20 protein-coding genes are annotated in these 20,361 nt (G+C 64.4%); 14 read left to right on the top strand and 6 right to left on the bottom strand.

From position 1 onward, the window contains the following. Positions 1 to 107 precede the first annotated feature (107 nt). The 3 genes from AACZ65_RS05380 to AACZ65_RS05370 are packed head-to-tail and all read left to right on the top strand — an operon-like array spanning position 108 to position 2,843. Positions 108 to 1,481, top strand: a complete 1,374-nt coding sequence (locus AACZ65_RS05380; RefSeq protein ID WP_339668682.1) for a DUF2927 domain-containing protein — start codon at positions 108 to 110, stop codon at positions 1,479 to 1,481. Positions 1,482 to 1,484: 3 nt separating this feature from the next. Further along, on the top strand, positions 1,485 to 1,652 hold the full coding sequence (locus tag AACZ65_RS05375; protein WP_037271288.1) for a hypothetical protein: 168 nt from the start codon (positions 1,485 to 1,487) through the stop codon (positions 1,650 to 1,652). 6 nt (positions 1,653 to 1,658) lie between these two features. Next, positions 1,659 to 2,843, top strand: a complete 1,185-nt coding sequence (locus AACZ65_RS05370) for a VWA domain-containing protein (protein WP_339668679.1) — start codon at positions 1,659 to 1,661, stop codon at positions 2,841 to 2,843. Between the two features lie 11 nt (positions 2,844 to 2,854). Here the strand turns inward: AACZ65_RS05370 and AACZ65_RS05365 are convergent, their stop codons facing one another. The 5 genes from AACZ65_RS05365 to AACZ65_RS05345 form a co-directional block, all read right to left on the bottom strand. Next, on the bottom strand, positions 2,855 to 3,397 hold the full coding sequence (locus AACZ65_RS05365) for a PIN domain-containing protein (protein WP_339668677.1): 543 nt from the start codon (positions 3,395 to 3,397) through the stop codon (positions 2,855 to 2,857). Then, entirely contained in the window at positions 3,394 to 4,590 is a 1,197-nt protein-coding gene (locus AACZ65_RS05360) for a class I SAM-dependent rRNA methyltransferase (RefSeq protein ID WP_339668675.1), read from the bottom strand. The genes AACZ65_RS05365 and AACZ65_RS05360 overlap by 4 nt, the downstream gene beginning before the upstream one ends. Before the next feature lie 43 nt (positions 4,591 to 4,633). Continuing rightward, positions 4,634 to 5,263: a DUF6778 family protein gene (locus tag AACZ65_RS05355; protein WP_339668674.1), complete on the bottom strand. Its 630-nt coding sequence runs from the start codon at positions 5,261 to 5,263 to the stop codon at positions 4,634 to 4,636. Between the two features lie 136 nt (positions 5,264 to 5,399). Beyond that, complete coding sequence (locus tag AACZ65_RS05350; protein WP_339668672.1) at positions 5,400 to 5,684, bottom strand: hypothetical protein; 285 nt, start codon at positions 5,682 to 5,684, stop codon at positions 5,400 to 5,402. Between the two features lie 3 nt (positions 5,685 to 5,687). Continuing rightward, a complete protein-coding gene (locus AACZ65_RS05345) occupies positions 5,688 to 8,474 on the bottom strand; it encodes a glutamine-synthetase adenylyltransferase (protein WP_339668670.1) in 2,787 nt (928 codons plus the stop codon). Positions 8,475 to 8,552: 78 nt separating this feature from the next. Between AACZ65_RS05345 and AACZ65_RS05340 the strand changes: the two genes are divergently transcribed. The 3 genes from AACZ65_RS05340 to AACZ65_RS05330 all read left to right on the top strand — a co-directional run bounded on the left by AACZ65_RS05340 (position 8,553) and on the right by AACZ65_RS05330 (position 10,433). Beyond that, complete coding sequence (locus tag AACZ65_RS05340; RefSeq protein WP_339668668.1) at positions 8,553 to 9,020, top strand: YbaK/EbsC family protein; 468 nt, start codon at positions 8,553 to 8,555, stop codon at positions 9,018 to 9,020. A gap of 57 nt (positions 9,021 to 9,077) precedes the next feature. Next, complete coding sequence (locus AACZ65_RS05335; protein WP_339668666.1) at positions 9,078 to 9,527, top strand: RDD family protein; 450 nt, start codon at positions 9,078 to 9,080, stop codon at positions 9,525 to 9,527. A gap of 75 nt (positions 9,528 to 9,602) precedes the next feature. Then, positions 9,603 to 10,433: an arginyltransferase gene (locus AACZ65_RS05330; RefSeq protein ID WP_339668664.1), complete on the top strand. Its 831-nt coding sequence runs from the start codon at positions 9,603 to 9,605 to the stop codon at positions 10,431 to 10,433. Positions 10,434 to 10,608: 175 nt separating this feature from the next. Here the strand turns inward: AACZ65_RS05330 and AACZ65_RS05325 are convergent, their stop codons facing one another. Then, positions 10,609 to 11,421 (bottom strand): protein-disulfide reductase DsbD domain-containing protein, encoded by an 813-nt coding sequence (locus AACZ65_RS05325; protein WP_339668662.1) that lies wholly within the window; start codon positions 11,419 to 11,421, stop codon positions 10,609 to 10,611. 156 nt (positions 11,422 to 11,577) lie between these two features. Here AACZ65_RS05325 and AACZ65_RS05320 point away from each other — a divergent pair, with 156 nt between their 5' ends. The 8 genes from AACZ65_RS05320 (at position 11,578) to AACZ65_RS05285 (ending at position 20,302) form a co-directional block, all read left to right on the top strand. After that, positions 11,578 to 12,132, top strand: coding sequence for a YqgE/AlgH family protein (locus AACZ65_RS05320; RefSeq protein WP_037271959.1), 555 nt, complete (start codon positions 11,578 to 11,580; stop codon positions 12,130 to 12,132). 89 nt (positions 12,133 to 12,221) lie between these two features. Further along, complete coding sequence (locus AACZ65_RS05315) at positions 12,222 to 13,967, top strand: ATP-binding protein (RefSeq protein ID WP_339668660.1); 1,746 nt, start codon at positions 12,222 to 12,224, stop codon at positions 13,965 to 13,967. After that, positions 13,964 to 15,193 (top strand): sigma-54 dependent transcriptional regulator, encoded by a 1,230-nt coding sequence (locus AACZ65_RS05310; protein ID WP_339668659.1) that lies wholly within the window; start codon positions 13,964 to 13,966, stop codon positions 15,191 to 15,193. Before AACZ65_RS05315 ends, AACZ65_RS05310 begins: the two co-directional genes overlap by 4 nt. 252 nt (positions 15,194 to 15,445) lie before the next feature. Beyond that, the gene (locus AACZ65_RS05305) at positions 15,446 to 16,447 is read left to right on the top strand and encodes a DctP family TRAP transporter solute-binding subunit (protein WP_339668658.1); all 1,002 of its coding nucleotides are present in this window, start codon (positions 15,446 to 15,448) and stop codon (positions 16,445 to 16,447) included. A gap of 122 nt (positions 16,448 to 16,569) precedes the next feature. Then, positions 16,570 to 17,250, top strand: coding sequence for a TRAP transporter small permease (locus tag AACZ65_RS05300; protein ID WP_339668657.1), 681 nt, complete (start codon positions 16,570 to 16,572; stop codon positions 17,248 to 17,250). After that, complete coding sequence (locus tag AACZ65_RS05295) at positions 17,250 to 18,644, top strand: TRAP transporter large permease (protein ID WP_339668655.1); 1,395 nt, start codon at positions 17,250 to 17,252, stop codon at positions 18,642 to 18,644. Before AACZ65_RS05300 ends, AACZ65_RS05295 begins: the two co-directional genes overlap by 1 nt. Before the next feature lie 181 nt (positions 18,645 to 18,825). Then, positions 18,826 to 19,329 (top strand): flavin reductase family protein, encoded by a 504-nt coding sequence (locus AACZ65_RS05290; protein WP_339668653.1) that lies wholly within the window; start codon positions 18,826 to 18,828, stop codon positions 19,327 to 19,329. A gap of 100 nt (positions 19,330 to 19,429) precedes the next feature. Then, entirely contained in the window at positions 19,430 to 20,302 is an 873-nt protein-coding gene (locus AACZ65_RS05285) for a TIGR01459 family HAD-type hydrolase (protein WP_339668651.1), read from the top strand. Positions 20,303 to 20,361 lie beyond the last annotated feature (59 nt).

The following is a 20,361-nucleotide window of genomic DNA, read 5'->3' as shown; positions in this document are numbered from 1 at the left end:
GCAGGGCCGATGGGTCTTGTGCGCCCCCGGCCCGCCCCCGTCGGCGACTGGACCCGCGCCACAGCGGCGGCGGGCTCCTTGGTTTAGATTTAGGTTACGGGGGTCTTATGCGTCGTGTCATCCTTCCAATCTGCCTGATGCTGGGGGCCTGTGTGCCCGGCAATTATAGCTATCACGAACCGGCCACCCGCGCCGCCATGCCGCAAGAGGCGGGCATGCCGCCGATGAAGGCGTTTTCGGTCCCCCGTCCCCTGCCCCCGCAACGCTCAAACCGCGATATTCAGCGCGACATCCTCGATCTTGGCTTTCAGCTTGAATCGGGTCGCATGTTACAACATTTCTCGCGCTTCGAGGGGCCGATTACCCTGCGCGTGACCGGCGAGCCGCCGATCACCCTCATTTCGGACCTCAACCGCCTGCTGCACCGTCTGCAAACCGAGGCGGGGATCAATATCACCCGCGTCTCCGACGGCCCCGCCAATATCACCATCGAGGCCGTCAGCCGCGACGCCATCCAGCGCAGCCTGCCCAAGGCCGCCTGTTTCGTTGTGCCCAATATCTCGCGCCTGTCGCAATACCGCGCCGCCCGCAATTCCCGCGCGACGGATTGGAGCCAGCTTCGCCAACGCGAGAAGATCGCCATTTTCGTGCCCAATGACACCAGTCCGCAAGAGGTGCGCGATTGCCTGCACGAGGAATTGGCGCAGGCGCTCGGGCCTCTCAACGATCTCTACCGCCTCTCCGACAGCGTCTTTAACGACGACAATGTGCATGCCGTGCTGACCGGCTTCGACATGCTGGTGCTCAGGGTCTTCTACGCCCCCGAACTGCGCGCCGGCATGACCCGCCGCGAGGTGGAAGAGCGCCTGCCCGCCATCCTCTCGCGCCTCAACCCCGCCGGGGATGGCCTTGCCCCCCGCTTTGCCGGCTCTACCCCTCGGGCCTGGATCGACGCCGTTCAGACCGCGCTCGGGCCGGGTGCCCGCCCGTTAGAGCGGCGCGCCGCCGCCGCAGACGCGGTGCGCATCGCACAGGCCGTGGGCTGGACCGATCATCGCCGCGCCTTCAGCCATTTTGCGCTTGGCCGCATCACCCAGGCCTCGGATCCCGATTTCGCACAGGAACAATTCGTCCTCGCCGAACGCTTCTACGAGGCCAACCCCGGCACCGAACTGCACCGCGCCTTTGCCGCCGCACAACTGGCCGCCTATGCCATCGCGCAGGGTCGCGGCGAGGATGCGCTCATGCTCATCGGCCCGCATCTGGCCACGGCTGAGCGCGCCGAAAACGCGGCGCTCCTGGCCACGCTCATGATGCTGCGCGCCGAGGCGCTCGATCTCTCGGGCCGCGTCTCCGAGGCGCAGGCCGTCAGGCTGGACAGTCTGGGCTGGGCGCGTTACGGGTATGGCGCGGATTGGGCCGTGCGTGCCAAACTGCGCGAAGTTGGCGCGCTCAGCCCGCTCAAAGGACCGAACGGGTAAGGCATGATCGTAATCATCGGGGCACTATTGGGCGCGCTCACCGGCGCGCTCCTGGCACGGCGGCGCAAGGGCAAGCTGGCGGATATTTTGCAATATGCCTTTGTCTACGCGCTGATCTTCGCCCTTGTCGGCCTCTTTGCAACGCTGATCATCCACCGCAACGCGCTCTGATCCGCGATGTTTCTGCCGTTCTTCGAGAACCTCAGACGCGCGGGCCTGCCGGTCTCCTTGCGCGAATACCTGACCTTTCTCGAGGCGATGGGCCGTGGCCTTGTCACCTATGATGTCGAAGCCTTCTATTACCTCGCCCGCAGCGCCATGGTCAAAGACGAGCGCCATATCGACCGCTTCGATCAGGCCTTTTCCACCAGCTTTTCCGGGCTCGAGACGATCACCGCCCAAGACGTGCTCGATGCCGTCGACCTGCCCGCCGAATGGCTGCAGAAACTGGCCGAAAAGCACCTGACGCCCGAAGAGCGCGCCGAAATCGAGGCGCTCGGCGGGTTCGAGAAACTGATGGAGACCCTGCGAGAGCGCCTCAAAGAGCAGCAGGGCCGCCATCAGGGCGGCTCCAAATGGATCGGCACGGCGGGCACTTCACCCTTCGGGGCCTATGGCTACAACCCCGAAGGCGTGCGCATCGGTCAGGACCAAAGCCGCCACCGCCGCGCCGTCAAGGTCTGGGACAAGCGCGAATTCCGCAACCTCGACGATTCGGTCGAACTGGGCACCCGCAACATCAAGGTGGCGCTCAAACGCCTGCGCAAATGGGCGCGCGACGGGGCTGCCGAGGAACTCGATCTCGACGGTACCATCCGCGCCACCGCCGAACACGGCTATCTCGACGTGCAAACCCGGCCAGAGCGGCGCAATGCGGTCAAGGTGCTGCTCTTTCTCGATGTCGGCGGCTCGATGGACCCGCATATCAAGGTGGTCGAAGAGCTGTTCAGCGCCGCCCGCGCCGAATTCAAGCACCTCGAATATTACTACTTCCACAACTGCCTCTACGAGGGCGTGTGGCGCGACAATACCCGCCGCTGGAACGCGCAAACCCCGACGCAGGACGTTCTGCGCACCTATGGCCCGGATTACAAATGCATCTTCGTGGGCGATGCCAGTATGTCGCCCTATGAAATCGCCTATCCCGGCGGGGCCAATGAACATTGGAACGCCGAAGCAGGGCAGGTCTGGCTCTCCCGCGCCCGAAGCCAATGGCCGGATCATCTCTGGATCAACCCCGTGCCGCGCGCCGAATGGGACTATACCCCGTCCATCGCCATGATCCGCGAGATTTTCGAGGATCGCATGGTCCCCATGACCCTCGAAGGGCTCGATCAGGGTATGCGCAGCTTGGTCCGCTAACGCCGCTTGGATCAGGCCGCAAGCGCCTTGGCCAGCCGCGGCAACTTTGCCTTTTTCAACAGTGCGCGCAGCTCCCAATCTCCTGTCGACAGCGCCCGCGCCTTTTCCAGCACCTCCTCGGCCACCTTTGCCACCAGCGCCGGTTGCGCCTGCCATATACCATGCAGAAAGCCATCGGGATCCGCCCGCCACACCCCCTCTTCGGCCAGGGTATGACGCGGAAAATCGCGGGCGTTCAGGGTGAGGATCCCATCCGCAGACCCCGCAATCGCTGCCGCCAGAACATGCCGGTCCGCCGGATCAGGCAGCCACAGCCGCGCCTCCAGCGAGGGGGGATAGCTCACACGCGCACGCGGCCAGCGCGCCGCCATCAGCGCCGCCTCGCCCGCCGCCTGCGCCTCTGCCCCCGGCCCCAGCTTGACCACCGCGCGCAGCCATTCAGCCAGGATGCGCTCCGACCAGAGCGGCTCGAACGCGCCACCGGCCGCCACACCCAGGATCATTTCCCGCATCACCGTGGGATAGATCACGCAGGTATCGAGGAGCACCTTCATAGGCGATAGAACAACGCCTTGAGATACCCCGATTCCGCCAGATTGGGATGCAACGGATGATCCGGCCCGGCAAATCCGGTGTGGATGAGCGGCCCCGACCGCCCAGCGCGCCCGATCCCGCGCGTGCAGGCCGACCGAAACTTGGACAGGTCCGCCGCATGCGAACAGGAACACAGCCCCAGATACCCACCCGGTGCCACCAAGGGTGCCGCCAACCGCGCCACCCGCTCATAGGCACGCAGCCCCTTTTCCATCGCTTGCTTGCTGGGTGCAAAGGCAGGCGGATCGCAGATCACCACATCGAATTGCGCGCCCTCGGCGGCCAGCGCCTCCATCACGTCAAAGGCATCGCCGCGCCGCGTCTCGAAACGCTCGGCCCGCCCCATGCGTGCCGCGCCCTGCGCAGCAAGGCTAAGCGCCGGTTCCGACCCATCCACCGCCAGCGCACGCTCTGCCCCCGCCGCAAGCGCGGCCAGAGAAAACCCGCCCACATGGCTGAACATATCCAGCACCCGCGCGCCCTGCGCCAACCTTGCCGCAAAGGCATGGTTGGGGCGTTGGTCGTAGAACAAACCCGTCTTTTGCCCGCCCAGAAGATCGGCCATGTAAATGGCCCCGTTCATCGGCACCGGCAACGGCCCCTCGGGCGCCACTCCCGCCAGAACCGCGCTCTGATCGTCAAGCCCTTCTAGCCCCCGCGCCCGCCCCCCGGCGTTCTTGAGCACGGTGCCGACGCCCGTCACCTCTCGGACCGCCGATACCAGATCGTCTAGCATCGCCTCGGCCCAGGCCGCATTGGGCTGAATGACGGCAATATCGTCAAAGCGGTCGATCACCACACCGGGCAACCCGTCTGCCTCGGCATGCACCAGCCGGTAATAGGGGGCATCATAGAGCCGCGCGCGCATTTCATGGGCACGGGTCAGGCGCGCCACAAGCCAGGCGCGGTCAATGGCGACGCTCACATCGCGCTCCATCATCCGGGCCATGATCTTTGACGCCATATTGACCGCAACCAAACCCAGAGGCGCGCGATCAGCATCCTCCAAGAGGGCGATGGTGCCCGCGCTCAGCGCCTTGGTGCGCCGGTCGGTCACGATTTCATTATCGAATACCCAAGGCGCACCATGACGGATGGCGCGCGGCTCGACATTCGGGCGGAGGCGGATCACAGGATAAGGGGGCGGTGTCATACCGCCCCCTTACGCCGATTGCAGCCCATGGAAAAGATCAGATTTACTCGGTCACGCTCAACGCCGCGACCAGATCGGTCGGCGCGCGCGCAGGCAGCCCCAATTCGCCCCGAATGACCTTGGCCAGATGATCGGTAATCCGCACCTTCTGGGTTTCGCCGCGCTGTTCCGCAGCAATCGCCGTCTGCCCGCCATAGGCCTTGAAACTGGCTTTGACCGGCTTCGCAGGGCCATAAGGCACGCCCGTCTCGGGGTTGCGCAGGGTCACGGTGAACTGGATCGAATGCATGCCACCGATGGTATAGCGCGCCTTTTCGCTCAGCGCGTGAAACCGCGTCACTTGGACATCGAGCACCGCAGGCATCCCGCCCGGCACGCCACCACCGACACCACGCGCCAGCGCCGTCTCGAAAATCGCCTTGACCTGTTCATGGCGGTCGCCCCGCCCATCCTCGCGCCAGACGATATCGCCCATGGGGTAATAGCTGTTGGCCTCCGATACCTTGAGCGATTTGGGCACAGTGACCCGAATTTGCTGAATATCCAATGGCACTGCCGCCGCCTGCAGGGCGGGCCCCTCCAGCGGGGCATTTCGGGTTGCCGTATCCACGCTGCCACAGGCCGATAGACCCAGTCCCAACATCGCCGCGGCGATGAGTCTCAAATAGCTCATGTCTTCCTCCATGGGCTGTGTGTCTTTTCGCAACCTATGGATGACGCCGAATTAGGGCGCATTTTAGACAGACTCGGTGTTTTACCGTGTCAAACACAACCAAGACGCGAAACTTACCCTGCAAGAACACGCAAGATCAGCCTTGATCCCCACTCTCGCGCGGGCGGGATCGCCATCCCCCCCGTCTGCGCGCCGGGGCGGCACTGACCAGCCCCTCCCGTAAGACGCGGGTCATCGGGTGATCGGCGTGATCACGATCATAGCGCGCGACCATCTCGGCAATCGCGCTCTGCACCTCTTGCCCCACCGGCAGCGACAGCGCCCAATCAAGGAACACCGACCGGCACTCCGGCTCGGAAATTCCCTCTATCCGGTAGGATTCGTAGATCAACCCCTTGGGGTCCATCGGATCACGCGCCATGTCTCACCGTCCCTTGGGCAGGCGCATCAGCGCCGCATCCATCACCTGCGCCGCGCGGTGACACAGTGTTTCCAGCCGCTCTTGCAACATCGCCAGCCCCTCCTGCTCGGTCTCGCGCAGCAAAAAAGCGGCACCGCCTTCGCCCATGCGCTCGGGCTCGAGCGGCTTGTCGCTGATCAACCGCGCCACCATCTGCACCCGCCAGCAAAGCGCATAAGCGGCGCTGAGCGCTGCGCCATCCCCGTCACTCAGCCAGCCGATTGCGACACCACCGGCAAAGCCGGAGGTCACATCGCGCGCCGCCTGCCCGGCCATCAGATTGCCCGCCTGCGACACCAGCTCCAATTCCAAGAGCCGCCCCGCCCCCAGCTTGGCATCCCATGGCCCGGCCGGCGCCTTGGCGCTTGCCACGCGCGCGCGCATTTCGGCCACCGCCTCGAGCACCGCCTCGGGGTCACCCTTCTCGGCAATCAACCGCTCGCGGAATGCCTCGACATCCCGCGCCAGCCCTGCCTCGCCCGTGATCACCCGCGCCCGTGTCAGCGCCAGATGCTCCCAGGTCCAGGCCTCCTCCTGCTGATAGCTCTGGAAACTCGGCCAGCTTGTCGCGACCGGCCCCTGATTGCCCGATGGGCGCAGCCGCATATCCACCTCGTAGAGCCGCCCCTCGGCCATGGGTGCCGTCAGCGCCGTGATCATCGCCTGTGTGAGCCGCGCATAATAGGGCCGTGCGGCCAAGGGCCTGCGCCCATCCGAGCTTTCAGCCTCGCCCGCGTCATAGATCACAATGAGGTCAAGATCCGACCCGGCATTGAGCCGCCCGGCCCCCAGCGATCCCATCCCCAGCACCACAGCACCGCGTCCCGGCGGCGCACCATGTTTTTCGGCGAATTGCGCCACAACCATCGGCCAGACGCCCGCAATCGCAGCGCCTGCCAGGTCGGCGTACTGCGCTGCCGCCCGGTCCGCCCCTGTCAGCCCGCGCAGATGATGCACCCCGATCCGGAAATGCCACTCCTTTCGCCAGCGCCGCGCCGCATCGAGCGCGCGCTCGTAATCGCTCTCCGCCGCCATCCGCGCCACGAGATCCGCCTCAAGCGCTGCCTGCCCCGGCCAATCGGCAAAGAAATCCCCCGCGATCACCGCGTCAAACACCCCGGCATTGCGCGACAGATGTGCGGCCAGCGCGGGTGCCGTGCCGACAATATCAACCAAGAGATCAATCAACTGCGGATTGGCCTCGAAGAGCGAAAACACCTGCACCCCGGCGGGCAAACCCGCCAGAAACCCGTCAAAGGCCACAAGCGCCTCGTTGGGATGCGCGGTGCGTGCGAGCCGCCCCAGAATATCCGGCTTCAGCCGCTTGAAAATCTGCACCGCCCGATCCGACCGCAGCGCCGGGTAACTCGGCCAGCGGGCAATCACATCGCCATTCAGCGCCTCTGCCTCCTCTGGTGTCGCAGGGGCTTCCTCGGGGCGGAAAAACCCTTCGATCAGATCATGCACCTCGGTCAGCCGCGCTTTGATCTCGGCGCGCAACTCGGCCGTGTCGCGGCCCATGAAGGCCGCCAGCCGGTCAAACTCCTCTGCCGAATTGGGCAGCAAATGCGTCTGCGCATCGCGCAACATCTGCACCCGGTGTTCGACCTCGCGGTGAAAGCGATAATGCCCGGTCAGCGTTTCTGCCGCCGCCGCGGGCACCCACCCCTTTTCCGCCAGCCGTGCCAACCCCGCGACCGTGCCACGCACCCGCAGATCGGCATCGCGCCCGCCCGCGATCAACTGCCGGGTCTGGGTAAAGAACTCGATCTCGCGGATGCCTCCGCGCCCCAGCTTCATGTTGTGCCCCTCAAGGCAGAGCGATCCGCCCAGACCCTTGTGCTCACGAATGGCAAGCCGCATGTTATGGGCATCCTCGATGGCGGCGAAATCCAGATGCTTGCGCCAGACAAAGGGCTTGAGCGTGGCCAAGAACCGCTCGCCCGCCGCCAGATCCCCCGCGCAGGGCCGCGCCTTGATATAGGCCGCCCGCTCCCATGTGCGCCCGAGGCTCTCGTAATAGGTCTCGGCGGCGGCCATCGCCATACAGACGGGTGTCACCCCCGAATCCGGGCGCAACCGAAGATCGGTGCGAAACACATAGCCCTCGGCGGTGCGGTCATTCAGCATCGCCGACATCTTGCGCGTGGCCCGCACATAGGCGGCGCGCGCCTCGTGGAAATCCTCCCGCGCCAGCCGCGTTTCGTCAAAGAGGCAGATAAGGTCGATGTCAGAGCTGTAATTCAGCTCATGCGCCCCCATCTTGCCCATCGCCAGCACCACCATGCCCGCGCCGGTGGCCACATCCGCCTCGGTCATCCCCGGCAACTTGCCGCGCTTGATCTCTGCCGCCAGCGCCGCTTTCAGCGCCAGATCACAGGCCAGATCGGCAAACTCCGTCAGATGCACCGTGACCTCTTCCAGAGGCCAGACGCCGCCCAGATCGGCCAGCCCGGTGATCAACGCCACCCGCCGCTTGCCCTCGCGCAGCGCGGACCCCAGACGCTCGGCCGGGGTCTCCTTCAAAGCCCCCACCAGCTCGGCGAAGGCCCCTTCGGGATCGTCAAACGCCCCTTCCAGCCACGCCGCCTCTTGCAGGATCAAGGACTTCAGAAACGGGCTGCACCCCGCCGCCCCGGCCACCAGATCCGACAGCTTGCGGTCGAGACCGGGTAAAGCTGCACGCGCCTCCTCTCCCTCGGCTGGATCAAAGGGGCGCGGCAAGCGGGTGAGGCGATCAAGAAAATTCATGTCCTGAGTGATACAAGCCGCGCGAGGCTGGTCAATGCCCCACGCGCCTGAAATACTGTGAAAAAATCGGAGAAGATCATGAGCAAGAGCCTCAGACGTGTGACCTTGGCCCTGCAAACAGCGGGGCTCGACATCACCCCACAAGAGATCGGGGATGCCACCACGGCGCAAATGGCGGCCGACCTCGTGGGCTGCACCATCGCGCAAATCGCCAAATCCATCATGTTTCGCGGCGAGACCAGCGGCGCGGCCCTGCTCTTTGTCACCTCGGGGGCCAATCGTGTCTGCGACACGCGGGCCTCGGTGCTGGTGGGCGAACCGCTGGGCAAGGCCGATGCCACCCTCATCCGCGCGCAGACCGGCTTTGCCATCGGCGGCGTGGCCCCTTTGGGCCATCTCACCCCGCCGTGCGCTTTCTTCGATCCGCATCTTCTGACCTTTCCAACGGTCTGGGCCGCCGCTGGCACGCCGAGGCACCTCTTCGGCATTGATCCTGCGCGCCTCTTGGAGATTTCTGGCGCGACCCTCGCGGAATTCACCGCCTGAACCCTTGCAAAGCCGCGCCACGCCCCCAACCTTGAGGGCGCAACAAGGACAACGACCATGACCGACACAAGCTGGCACCTGCCCAATCCCGACACCCAGCCGGAGTTCTATGCCGATGTTCCGCTCAAGCGGCTTCTGGCCTTTGTCGTCGATACGGTCGTGATCATCGGTCTCAGCCTTCTCATCGTGCCCTTGACCGCCTTCACCGGGATTTTCTTCTTTCCCATCCTGATGACCGTGGTGGGGTTTGCCTACCGGGTCGTGACCCTCGCGAACGGCTCGGCCACCTGGGGCATGCGGCTTGCGGCCATCGAATTCCGCGATGCGAACGGCGCGCGCTTTGATCTGTCTCAGGCCTTCCTGCACACGCTGGGCTTTACCGTTTCTTTGACCATCCCGATCCTTCAGGTCATCTCGATCGTGCTCATGCTCACGGGCGACCGTGCGCAGGGCCTCACCGACCGGGTGCTGGGCTGCGTTGCAATCAACCGCCGCGCCGCCATGTAACGCCCCCGTGACAACCCTCTTGGCGGGGCGCTTTATCGTTGTTATCGTCCCGCTAAGACAGTCAACGGATCACCCATGCGGCATACCCTTCCCATCGCGCCCCAGTTCTATGTGACGGCGCCGCAACCCTGCCCCTATCTGCCGGGCCGGATGGAGCGTAAGCTTTTTACCGCGCTTCAGGGCGAAGGTGCGCAACGCCTCAATGACGGGCTGTCGAAACAGGGGTTTCGCCGCTCGCAAAACGTGCTCTACCGGCCCTCCTGCGCCGATTGCGCCGCCTGTCTTTCGGCCCGCATCAACGTGGCCGAGTTTGCCGCCTCCAAGAGCCAGCGCCGCACGATCCGTCGCAACGCAGGCCTCAAGCGCCGCGCCACCTCGCCTTGGGCCACCGAGGAACAATACAGCCTCTTTCGCCGCTATCTCGAAAGCCGCCACGCGACCGGCGGCATGGCCGATATGGACACGTTCGAATTCGCCGCCATGGTCGAGGAAACGCCCATCCGCACCCGCGTCGTGGAATATACCGACACCGATACCGGCGCGCTGATCGCTGTCTGCCTCACCGATATCCTCGATGACGGGGTCAGCATGGTCTATTCCTTTTACGATCCCGACCACACAAGCGCATCGCTCGGCACCTATGTGATTCTCGACCACATCGACATCGCCCGCGAAAACGACCTGCCCTATGTCTATCTGGGCTATTGGGTGCCCGGCAGCCCCAAGATGGGCTACAAGGCCGGATTTTCCGGGCTCGAGGTCTATGTCGGCAACCGCTGGCAGAAAATGCGCAATCCCGAGGATTTCCGCGCTCAGGCGCATCCCCTCGTCAATGATCCGATTTCCGAACAGGTGGCCAATATCTCGCTGCCCGATGGCCGACCGCTGCGCGCCCGCTCGGTCTAGCGCATGGTGCGTATCGTCTGAAACACACCCGTCCCGGGCTTGACCCGGGCTCTCGCCAAGACAGCGCCGGGCCTCGGGCCGATGTGACCCCAATCAGGAGCAACGTATACTCTAAGATGCCCGCGCAGGTCTGCCTGACAGGCAGGCACGGCCCCTCACCCGCCAAAGGCCCGCGCTACCCCGCCGGGCAGCCCCGGATGTCGACCGCATCGCCGGTGCTCAGGATGGTCAGCCGCAGGCCCCCACGATCAAGCATGAAGCCCCGCCCCTCGGCATGGAATATCTCGGCTTCGGCACGCAGACGGTTGCCCTGCCGCGCGCTCATGGCTTGCGTGACCCAGAGAGCCGGATTGCCGGTCTCGACCACAACCATCTCTTGCGATCCCATCGCCGCGACATCGACCTCAGCCACCAGATGCACGCCGCCGCCCTCGATGGGCGACACCTTGCACGCCACCCGTCCCACACCGGCCTCTGCCTGGGTATAGGGGCGCGCAGCCAGTGCGGCGGCAATCTGCGGATCAGGCCGCCGCTGCCCGCCATCCAGCGGCTGCGTCACCGTCAGTGACACCGGCACGCAGATATCGCTGCATACCCCGATTTCCATATCGACGCTCAACGTGATCGGCTGGCCTGCACGCTCGGGGGTCAGACGCAGCGGCAGGACCAGCACATGCTCATAGCCGATGGTGCGCATGCCATTGGTCATGGTCTGCTTGGGCGTCGGCCATTCGATCTCGGCCCGTGCCAGATTGCGCGATCCGCGCCAATCGAACTGTGGCGGAATCCCCGCCTCGCCCGGCGCGCGCCAATAGGTTTTCCACCCGTCCGCCAGCACGAATTTCAACGCCGCCACATGGCTGCCATCGGCCATCTGCCAGCCGTTGACGATGCTGACCGCGACCATATCCTCTTGCGCCCGCACGCCCGAAACGGGCACCAGAACCGAAAGAGCGGCCAGAAAAATCGTGCGCAAAACCTGTATCATGCCGCTGACATGCGCCATTCCACGCCAATTGCCAACTCACAATCCGGCGAGAATTCTTGCCAAAGGATGAAGAGATTGCTTGCACCCTCGGCCTGCTCCCCCCATTTTCAAAGGAGAACAGCACAGGGACGACCCGTGACCCAAACCACTCAAGATATGGATCTGACAGGCAAATTGCTCATCGCCATGCCCGGCATGGGGGATCCGCGCTTTGCCCATTCGGTCGTGCTGCTCTGCGCCCATTCGCCCGATGGCGCAATGGGGTTGATCATCAACAAACCGACCAGCGATCTTCGGCTGCGCGACCTGCTGGAACAACTCTCGATTGCACCAACCGGCCAAACCCGCAATCTACCGGTGCATTTCGGCGGCCCGGTCGAACACGGGCGCGGATTCGTTTTGCATGACCGGGGCTATCAATCCACCCTCACATCGCTTGAGGTAAACGACGACTTCGCCATGACTGCCACGCTCGACATTCTAGAGGATCTGGCGCGCGGCAGCGGCCCGGACCGCGCGCTTCTGGCGCTTGGCTATGCGGGATGGGGGCCGGGACAGCTCGAATCCGAATTGGCACAAAACGGCTGGCTCACCTGTAATGCCGATATATCCCTTGTATTCGACACGGCCAATTCCGCCAAATGGGAGGCGGCGCTGACCTGCCTTGGCATCTCGCCGCTCATGCTGTCCTCGGATGCTGGCCGCGCCTGATCGGTCCATCGCCCCAAACCCATTGCCACTGGCCAAGGGCGCGGGCGCGCTGATAGATTGACACCATGTTGCCCAGGTCTCCCCTTCTCGTGATCATCGCCCCCTTTCTGCTGGCCGTGGGGCTGATCACCGGCGCGCTCTGGCACTATGGCTACCGCGCGGCGCTTTCGGATCTCGAACGCCGCGGCAGCGCCGATATGGCGCTGGTGCTGGGCGGCCTTGTGTCGGATCTGCAACGCTACCGCGATCAGGCGGTGGCGCTGGCCGATCACCCGACACTCACCGCCCTCAACCGCCCCGACACCCGGCATCAGGATTCCGCCGCGCGCCGGCTTTTGACCGCCTCCGCCGACCGCACCGGCGCGACGGGGCTTTATTACGTCGATCAAAATGGCGACCTGCTGGCAGGCACCGGCGCGCGCCTGCCCGAGGGTCTGGCCACCTCTGCCCCGTTCCGCCGCGCCATGGACGGCGCGCTCGGCACCGGCCACAGCATGAGCGCCGATGCCTCCGAACGGCGCTTTCAATTTGCTGCGCCCTCCTTTGGCCCCGATGGCAAGGTGCGCGGCGCGCTCATCGCCATTGCCGATGCCGAAGCGGTCGAATTCGGCTGGCGCGGGCTGCAAACGGCGGTGTTCCTGATGGACGATCAGGGCCGCGTCTTTCTCTCCAACCGCTCCGAACTCCTCGGCTGGCGCAAGGTACCGCAAGACACGGTGCTCATTCCACCGGGGGGCACGCCCATCCCCTTTGGCCTCAATCAAACGGCAGGGCACGACATCTGGCAGATTGACCTTGGCCCCTACCTGCCCCGCCGCGCGCTGCAAATCAGCCAGAGCCTGCCGCGCATCGGCATGACGGGCGCGGCGCTCGTCAACGTGGCCCCCGCCCGCCGCATCGCCGGGCTTCAGGCAGGCGCCGTGGCGGGCGTGCTGCTCTTTTTTGGAACGTTGCTCTTTCTCGCACAGGAACGCCGCCGCACGCTGGCGCGCGCCAATGCCCTGCTCGAGAGCCGCGTCGCCGACCGCACCGCCACCCTCACCCGCACCAACCTCGCCCTGCGCCACGAGATTCGCGAGCGCAAAGAGGCCGAGGCAGCGCTCAAACGCGCGCAGGCCGAACTCGTGCAGGCGGGCAAACTCAGCGCGCTTGGCAAGATGAGCGCCGGCATCAGCCACGAACTCAATCAGCCATTGATGGCGATTCGCCAATTCGCCGCCAATGGCGGGGCCTTTCTTCAGCGCGGCGAGCCTGCGCGCGCCGCCGAGAACCTCAGCCGCATCGACGAGATGGCCCACCGCATGAGCCGCATCATCCGCAACCTGCGCGCCTTCGTGCGCAATGAAAACGAACCGATGGGACGGGTCGACATGGCCCGCGTGATCGACACGGCGCTCGAAATGACCGGCGCACGCCTTGCCAACGATTCCATCACCCTCGACTGGCAACCGCCCCCCGGCCCTGTCTGGGTGCGCGGCGGCGAGGTGCGGCTGGGTCAGGTCATGGTCAATCTCATCACCAATGCCGCCGATGCCATGGCCAAAAGCACCGACAAACGCCTCACCATCAGCCTCACGCCCGGTTCCCCCGTCACGCTCTGCCTGCGCGACACTGGCCCCGGCATCGAAGAGCCCGAAAAGATCTTCGATCCCTTCTATTCCACCAAACTCGTGGGCGACGGCGAGGGCATGGGCCTTGGCCTCTCGATCTCCTACGGTCTGGTCCAGAGCTTTGGCGGCCAGATCACCGGCCGCAACACCGGCACCGGGGCGGAATTCACCGTGGCGCTGGAACCATGGCAAGACCCGGACGCTCAGGAAAAAGGTGCCGCATGATCCGCAATGTCCTCGTGGTCGATGATGACAGACCCGTGCGCGAGGCGCTCAGCCAGACGCTGGAACTGGCCGAGTATACCGTGCGCGCCGCTGGCTCGTTCATCGAGGCCAAGGATCATATCGCCCGCGATTTCGCGGGCGTGATCCTGTCGGACATCCGCATGCCGGGACGTGACGGCTTTCACCTTCTGGCCCATACCCGCGCACTTGACGAGGAACTGCCCGTGATCCTGCTCACCGGCGAGGGCGATATTCCCATGGCGGTCAAGGCGATGGGCCAAGGGGCCTTTGACTTCCTAGAAAAGCCCTGCGCGCCCGATGCCCTGATCCCGGTCCTCGACCGGGCGCTGAAAAACCGCGCGCTAGTGCTCGAAAACCGCCGCCTCAAGGCCCAGCTCGAGACCGGCGATCCGGCAGCGCGGATGCTCTTTGGCACCTCACGCGTGGCCGAGGACATGCGCCAGACCGTCCGCCAGGCGGCCCGCGCGGGCACCGAAACGCTGGTGATCGGCCCCCCCGGCGCGGGCGTGTCCAAGGTGGCAGAGGTCATTCACCTCATGTCGCCCCGCGCCAGTGGCCCCTTTGTCAAACGCGCCGCCGCCCGGCTCGATCCTCCGGCGCTGGACGCGGCCCTCTTGGCCGCGCATGGCGGCTCGCTCTTTCTAGATGAAATCCTCGCCTTGCCGATGGACAGCCAATACGCCCTTCTCGACCGCATCGAATCCGGCTCTGAAACCCGGCTCATCGCCGGCAGCACCGCCGATCTCGAAGAGGCGGCGCGCACGGGCCGCTTCAACGCCGATCTCTACTACCGGCTCGAAGTCATGCGCGTGCGCATCCCCGCCCTCTCTGAGCGTCCCGAGGATATTCCCGTCCTGTTTCGCCACTACGTCGCGCAGGCCGCAGAACAGGCCGGGCTGTCCGCGCCCGAGATCGGCCCCGACCATCTCGCCGCCCTCATGGCGCAGGATTGGCCCGGCAATGCCCGCTCGCTCATGTCGGCGGCCATGCGCTTCGTGCTGGGGATGCCCGACAGCGCCGCCGAAGCGGCGGAACTGGGCCTTGCCGAACAGATGGCGCGGGTCGAGCGCTCGCTCCTGATCGCGGCCCTGGGGCGGCAGAACGGGCGCGCGGCACAGGCCGCCGAGGCGCTCAAACTCCCGCGCAAGACCTTCTACGACAAGCTCGCCCGCTACGGGATTCGCCCCGAGGATTACCGCCGCTAGGCGCACGCCGGTTTGTGCGAATTACCGCACAAGCCCGCCAAAGCCCGTGCGGGATTTCGCACAAGCCATGCAGCAGGCGCAAACCCGCTATCCTGAAAATGCCGCGCAAGCCTCTGTAAACCCGTCACAAATCAGGCATCCCGCACAGAGATTGCACAAAGTCTTGAGCGGAACGCCGCTTTCTCTCACTTTGACTGCACCGCGCTCGGTTCGGGCGCAGTCCAAAACAGTTTGACTTGGGAGGAGACCCACATGAAATTCCTGACCGCTGCCGTCTCGGCATTGGCACTGACCGTTGGCGCGGGCGCCGCAATGGCCGCCTGCGAAGACGGCGAAATCGTCGTCAAGTTCAGCCACGTCACCAACACCGACAAACACCCCAAGGGCATCGCCGCCTCCTTGTTGCAAACGCGCGTCAACGAGGAGATGAACGGCAAGATGTGCATGGAGGTGTTCCCCAACTCCACCCTCTATGACGATGACAAGGTGCTTGAGGCGATGCTTCAGGGCGATGTGCAACTGGCCGCGCCCTCTCTCTCGAAATTCGAGAAGTTCACCAAGCAGTTCCGCCTCTTCGACCTGCCCTTCCTCTTCACCGATGTCGCGGCGGTTGACCGCTTCCAGGCCTCCGAGACCGGCCAGGCCATGCTCGATTCGATGCAGCGGCGCGGCCTTCAGGGTCTCGCCTACTGGCACAACGGCATGAAGCAGATGTCGGCCAACAAACCCCTCCTCGATCCGTCGGACGCCAATGGCCTCAAATTCCGCGTGCAATCCTCTGACGTGCTCGTGGCCCAGATGGAAGCCATCGGCGGCAGCCCGCAGAAAATGGCCTTCTCCGAGGTCTACGGCGCGCTGCAACAGGGCGTTGTGGATGGTCAGGAAAACACCTGGTCCAACATCTACGGGCAAAAGTTCTTCGAGGTGCAGGACGGCACCACCGAGACCAACCACGGCATCATCGACTATCTCGTCGTGACCAGCGTCGATTTCCTCGACAGCCTTGACGCCGATGTGCGCGACCAGTTCCTGACCATCGTCAAGGAAGTGACCGAAGTCCGCAACGCCGAATCCACCAAGGTCGACGAAGAGGCCAAACAAGCCATCATCGACGCCGGTGGCGTTGTGCGCCAATTGACCCCCGAACAGCGCGCCAAGTGGGTCGAGGCGATGAACCCCGTCTGGGACAAGTTCAAAGAAGACGTGGGTCAGGAAAACATCGACGCTGCCGTAGCGGCAAACTCCAGCAGCTGATCCGGCTTTAACGGTGCGGCCCGCCCCTGTTCGGGCGGGCCATTGGGCGCAGCGGGCGGATTTCCACGGAAACCGCCCGTCCTGCAGCCCGCAATCAATCACAAAAATCTGGGAATGGGACGATGCAGCACAAGACTGGGCTAATCGACCATATCGAGGAGACGGTGATCGCCGCTCTCCTGGGGATGATGACATTGCTGACCTTCGCAAATGTCATCGCCCGATATGTGTTCAACACGAATATCCTTTGGGCGCTCGAACTGACCGTGTTCATGTTCGGCTGGCTGGTTCTTCTGGGCGCCTCCTACGCGGTCAAGAAACACGCGCATCTGGGCGTAGACGCAGTCATCAACCTGCTCTCCGCCCCCGCGCGCCGGCTCGTGGGGCTGCTGGCGGTTGGGGCCTGCCTCTTCTTTTCGCTGCTCTTGCTCAAGGGGTGCTACGATTACTGGGCCGTCTTTGCCGACCTGCCCCCCACCTCCGGGCGCTGGTTCCCGACCGGTTTCGACACCTCCGCCCGCTCCCAGAGCTTTTACGAGGTGCAGGACGTGCCCATGCTGGCCGTGCTCCGCTTTCTCGAAGACCTGATCAACTACGGGGACCCTTACGAGAAATTGCCCAAGGTGGTGCCCTATCTCGTTCTGCCGCTCTCGGCTTTCCTTCTGGTGCTGCGCTTTACCCAGGTCGCCTTCGCCATCTGGAGCGGCAAGAGCGATCGCCTGATCGCCAGCCACGAGGTCGAGGACGAGATCGAACAACTGCGCGCGGCCGAAGCCCGTAACGCCCAAGGGGGACAAAACTGATGGACGTCGTCCTGCTCTTTTCCATGGTCGTGGGCCTGATGCTGATCGGCGTGCCGATCGCCATCTCGCTCGGGCTCAGCTCCACTCTTTTCATGCTGATCTACTCCGACACGTCGCTCGCCTCCATCGCGGGCACGCTGCTCAACGCGTTCGTCGGGCATTTCACGCTGCTGGCCATTCCCTTCTTCGTGCTGGCCTCGTCCTTCATGTCGACAGGCGGCGTGGCGCAACGCATCATCCGCTTTGCCATCGCCTGCGTGGGGCACCTGCCCGGCGGAATGGCCATCGCAGGCGTGCTGGCCTGCATGATGTTCGCGGCCCTCTCGGGCTCGTCCCCCGCCACGGTGGTGGCCATCGGCACCATCGTCATCGCGGCGATGCGCCAGTTGGGCTATACCAAGGAATTCGCGGCCGGTGTGATCTGTAACGCAGGCACGCTCGGCATCCTGATCCCGCCCTCCATCGTGATGGTGGTCTATGCCAGTGCCACCGATGTCTCCGTTGGACGGATGTTCCTCGCAGGCGTGCTGCCGGGGCTTCTGGCAGGCACGATGCTGATGCTGACCATCTATGTCATCGCCAAGTTCAAGAACATGCCCAAGGGCGAATGGCGCGGCGTGGGGGAAATGCTCGACAGCTTCCGCGAGGCGTTCTGGGGCCTCTTCCTGATCGTCATCATCATGGTCGGGATCTACGGCATCCCCGGCATCACGGGTGCGATCTTTACCCCCACCGAGGCAGCAGCCGTGGCCGCCGTCTACGCCTTCCTCGTGGCAAGCTTCGTTTACCGCGACATGGGTCCTCTGGCGCGCGGCGACGGTCAGGCACCGCTGGCGCTCTATCAACGCCCCTCGGCCCTCATCACGGCCTTTTTCCACCGCGACACCCGCAAGACGCTGCTGGATGCGGGCAAACTCACCGTAATGCTCATGTTCGTGATCGCCAACGCGCTCATCCTCAAACATGTGCTGACCGAGGAACAGATCCCCCAGCATATAGCCAACGCCATGCTCGGCGCGGGGCTCGGGCCTGTCACGTTCCTCATCGTGGTCAACGTGATCCTGCTCATCGGCGGACAGTTCATGGAACCGTCGGGCCTTCTGGTGATCGTCGCGCCGCTGGTGTTCCCCATCGCCATCGAACTGGGCATCGACCCCATTCATCTTGGCATCATCATGGTGGTGAACATGGAAATCGGCATGATCACGCCCCCCGTCGGCCTCAACCTCTTCGTGACCTCCGGTGTGGCGGGCATGCCGATGATGGCGGTGGTGCGTGCGGCCCTGCCCTTCCTCGCCGTGCTCTTCGTGTTCCTGATCATCGTCACCTATGTGCCATGGATCTCGACCGCGCTGCCCAATGCGGTGATGGGACCAGAGATCATCACGAAATAGACCACAAGGACGGATCAACCGTCCCCCTGACCACGCAGGCCCGGCCTGCGTGGTTTTTTCTTCTCCACCACGTTTGAAACGCCCGGGAACCAAGCTACCTGCGCGCTCGGATCGGGATTTCCTTTACCCCGCCACAATTCGGGGCTACCCAAAGGGTCCGCCCCCAACAGGAGCAGCACCCGTGACCTCAGACACACGCAGCGTAGACCGCGACGCCTTTCTAGCCGCCATGCGGCAGGTCGCGGCCACCGTGACGGTTGTCACCACCGACGGGCTGGCCGGCCGCGCCGGGGCCACGGTCAGCGCCTTTTCCTCGCTTTCCGCCGATCCACCCTCGGTGCTTGTGTGCCTGCGCACCGACAGCCGCATCGCCCGCGCGGTGATCGAGAATGGAGCTTTCTGCGTCAATGTCTTGGCCGAGGATGCCGTCGAGGTGGCACGCGCCTTTGCCGGCCCCTCGCCGGACAATCCCGCCGCCAGGTTTGATGGTCTGCCAATCACGCCCCGCCCCGAAGGCCCGGTACTGCCGCGTGCGACCGCCTTTTCCTGCCACCTCACCGACCGGATCATCCACGGCAGCCACGCCATCTGCATTGGCACCGTGACGGCGCTGACCAATGCCGGGCAAAAACCGCTGACCTATCTCAGCGGCGATTACCACATCGTGCGTCCGCACGGCCACTGAACCACGCCCGCTTCTTCTTGGCCCAAATACTCCATTCCACCGCTGGCCAAACTGCGGCCCCCCTGCCATATCTGCACCAAAGCCAGTACAGGAGCCGCAAATGACCCGTCTCATCACCGCCCTCACCGACATTTCCGACAAGTATGACGCGCTCTTTGTCGATCTCTGGGGCTGTGTGCATGACGGCGTGCGCGCCCTTCCGGATGCGGTGGCAGCGCTGCAATCCTACCGCGCGCAGGGCGGCACCGTGGTACTTGTCACCAATTCGCCCCGCGCGCGCGGCGGTGTGGAAAAGCAGCTCGACGGCTTTGGCGTGCCCCGCGACGCCTGGGATACCATCGCCACCTCTGGCGACAGCGCCCGCGCCGCGATGTTTCAGGGCGTCGTCGGCGAAAAGGTCTGGTTCATTGGCCAACCCTTCGATGACCGCTTTTTCGATCCGCTTCACCTGATCGAGAACCCCGTGCCGATCACCCGCGTTCCGCTGGAAGAGGCCGAAGGCATTGTTTGCATCGGCCCTTTCGATCCCCATTCCGATCCCGCCGACCTGCGTCCACAGTTTCTCTATGCCAAGCAAAAGGGCCTGAAACTCCTCTGCGCCAATCCCGACATCGTTGTGGATCGCGGCGAGGTGCGGGAATGGTGCGCGGGCGCCCTCGCGCGCCTCTATACCGAAATGGGGGGGACAAGCCTCTATTTCGGCAAACCGCATCCGCCCATCTATGACCTCGCCCGCCGCCGCCTGCTGTCACTTGGTCGCGATGTCGAGACGCCCCGCATCCTCGCCATCGGTGACGGTGTGCATACCGATGTGGCGGGTGCAATGGGCGAGGATATCGATTCCCTCTTCATCTCGGGCGGGCTTGCAGCCAATGAGACCAAAACGTCGCACCAACCCGACGAGGCGGCACTAACTGCTTATCTTTCAAAGGAAAACGCCTCTCCCACCTACACGATCGGTTTCCTCCGCTGACAGAAAGCGCTTGATTTTTCTGCAACCGCAAAGTAATAAAATTCCAACATGGGCCAATA

The organism is uncultured Roseovarius sp., from assembly GCF_963972555.1.
Lineage (GTDB): Bacteria > Pseudomonadota > Alphaproteobacteria > Rhodobacterales > Rhodobacteraceae > Roseovarius > Roseovarius mucosus.
Note: the sequence above shows the minus strand (reverse complement) of the source record. Positions and strands in the feature narration are given on the sequence as shown.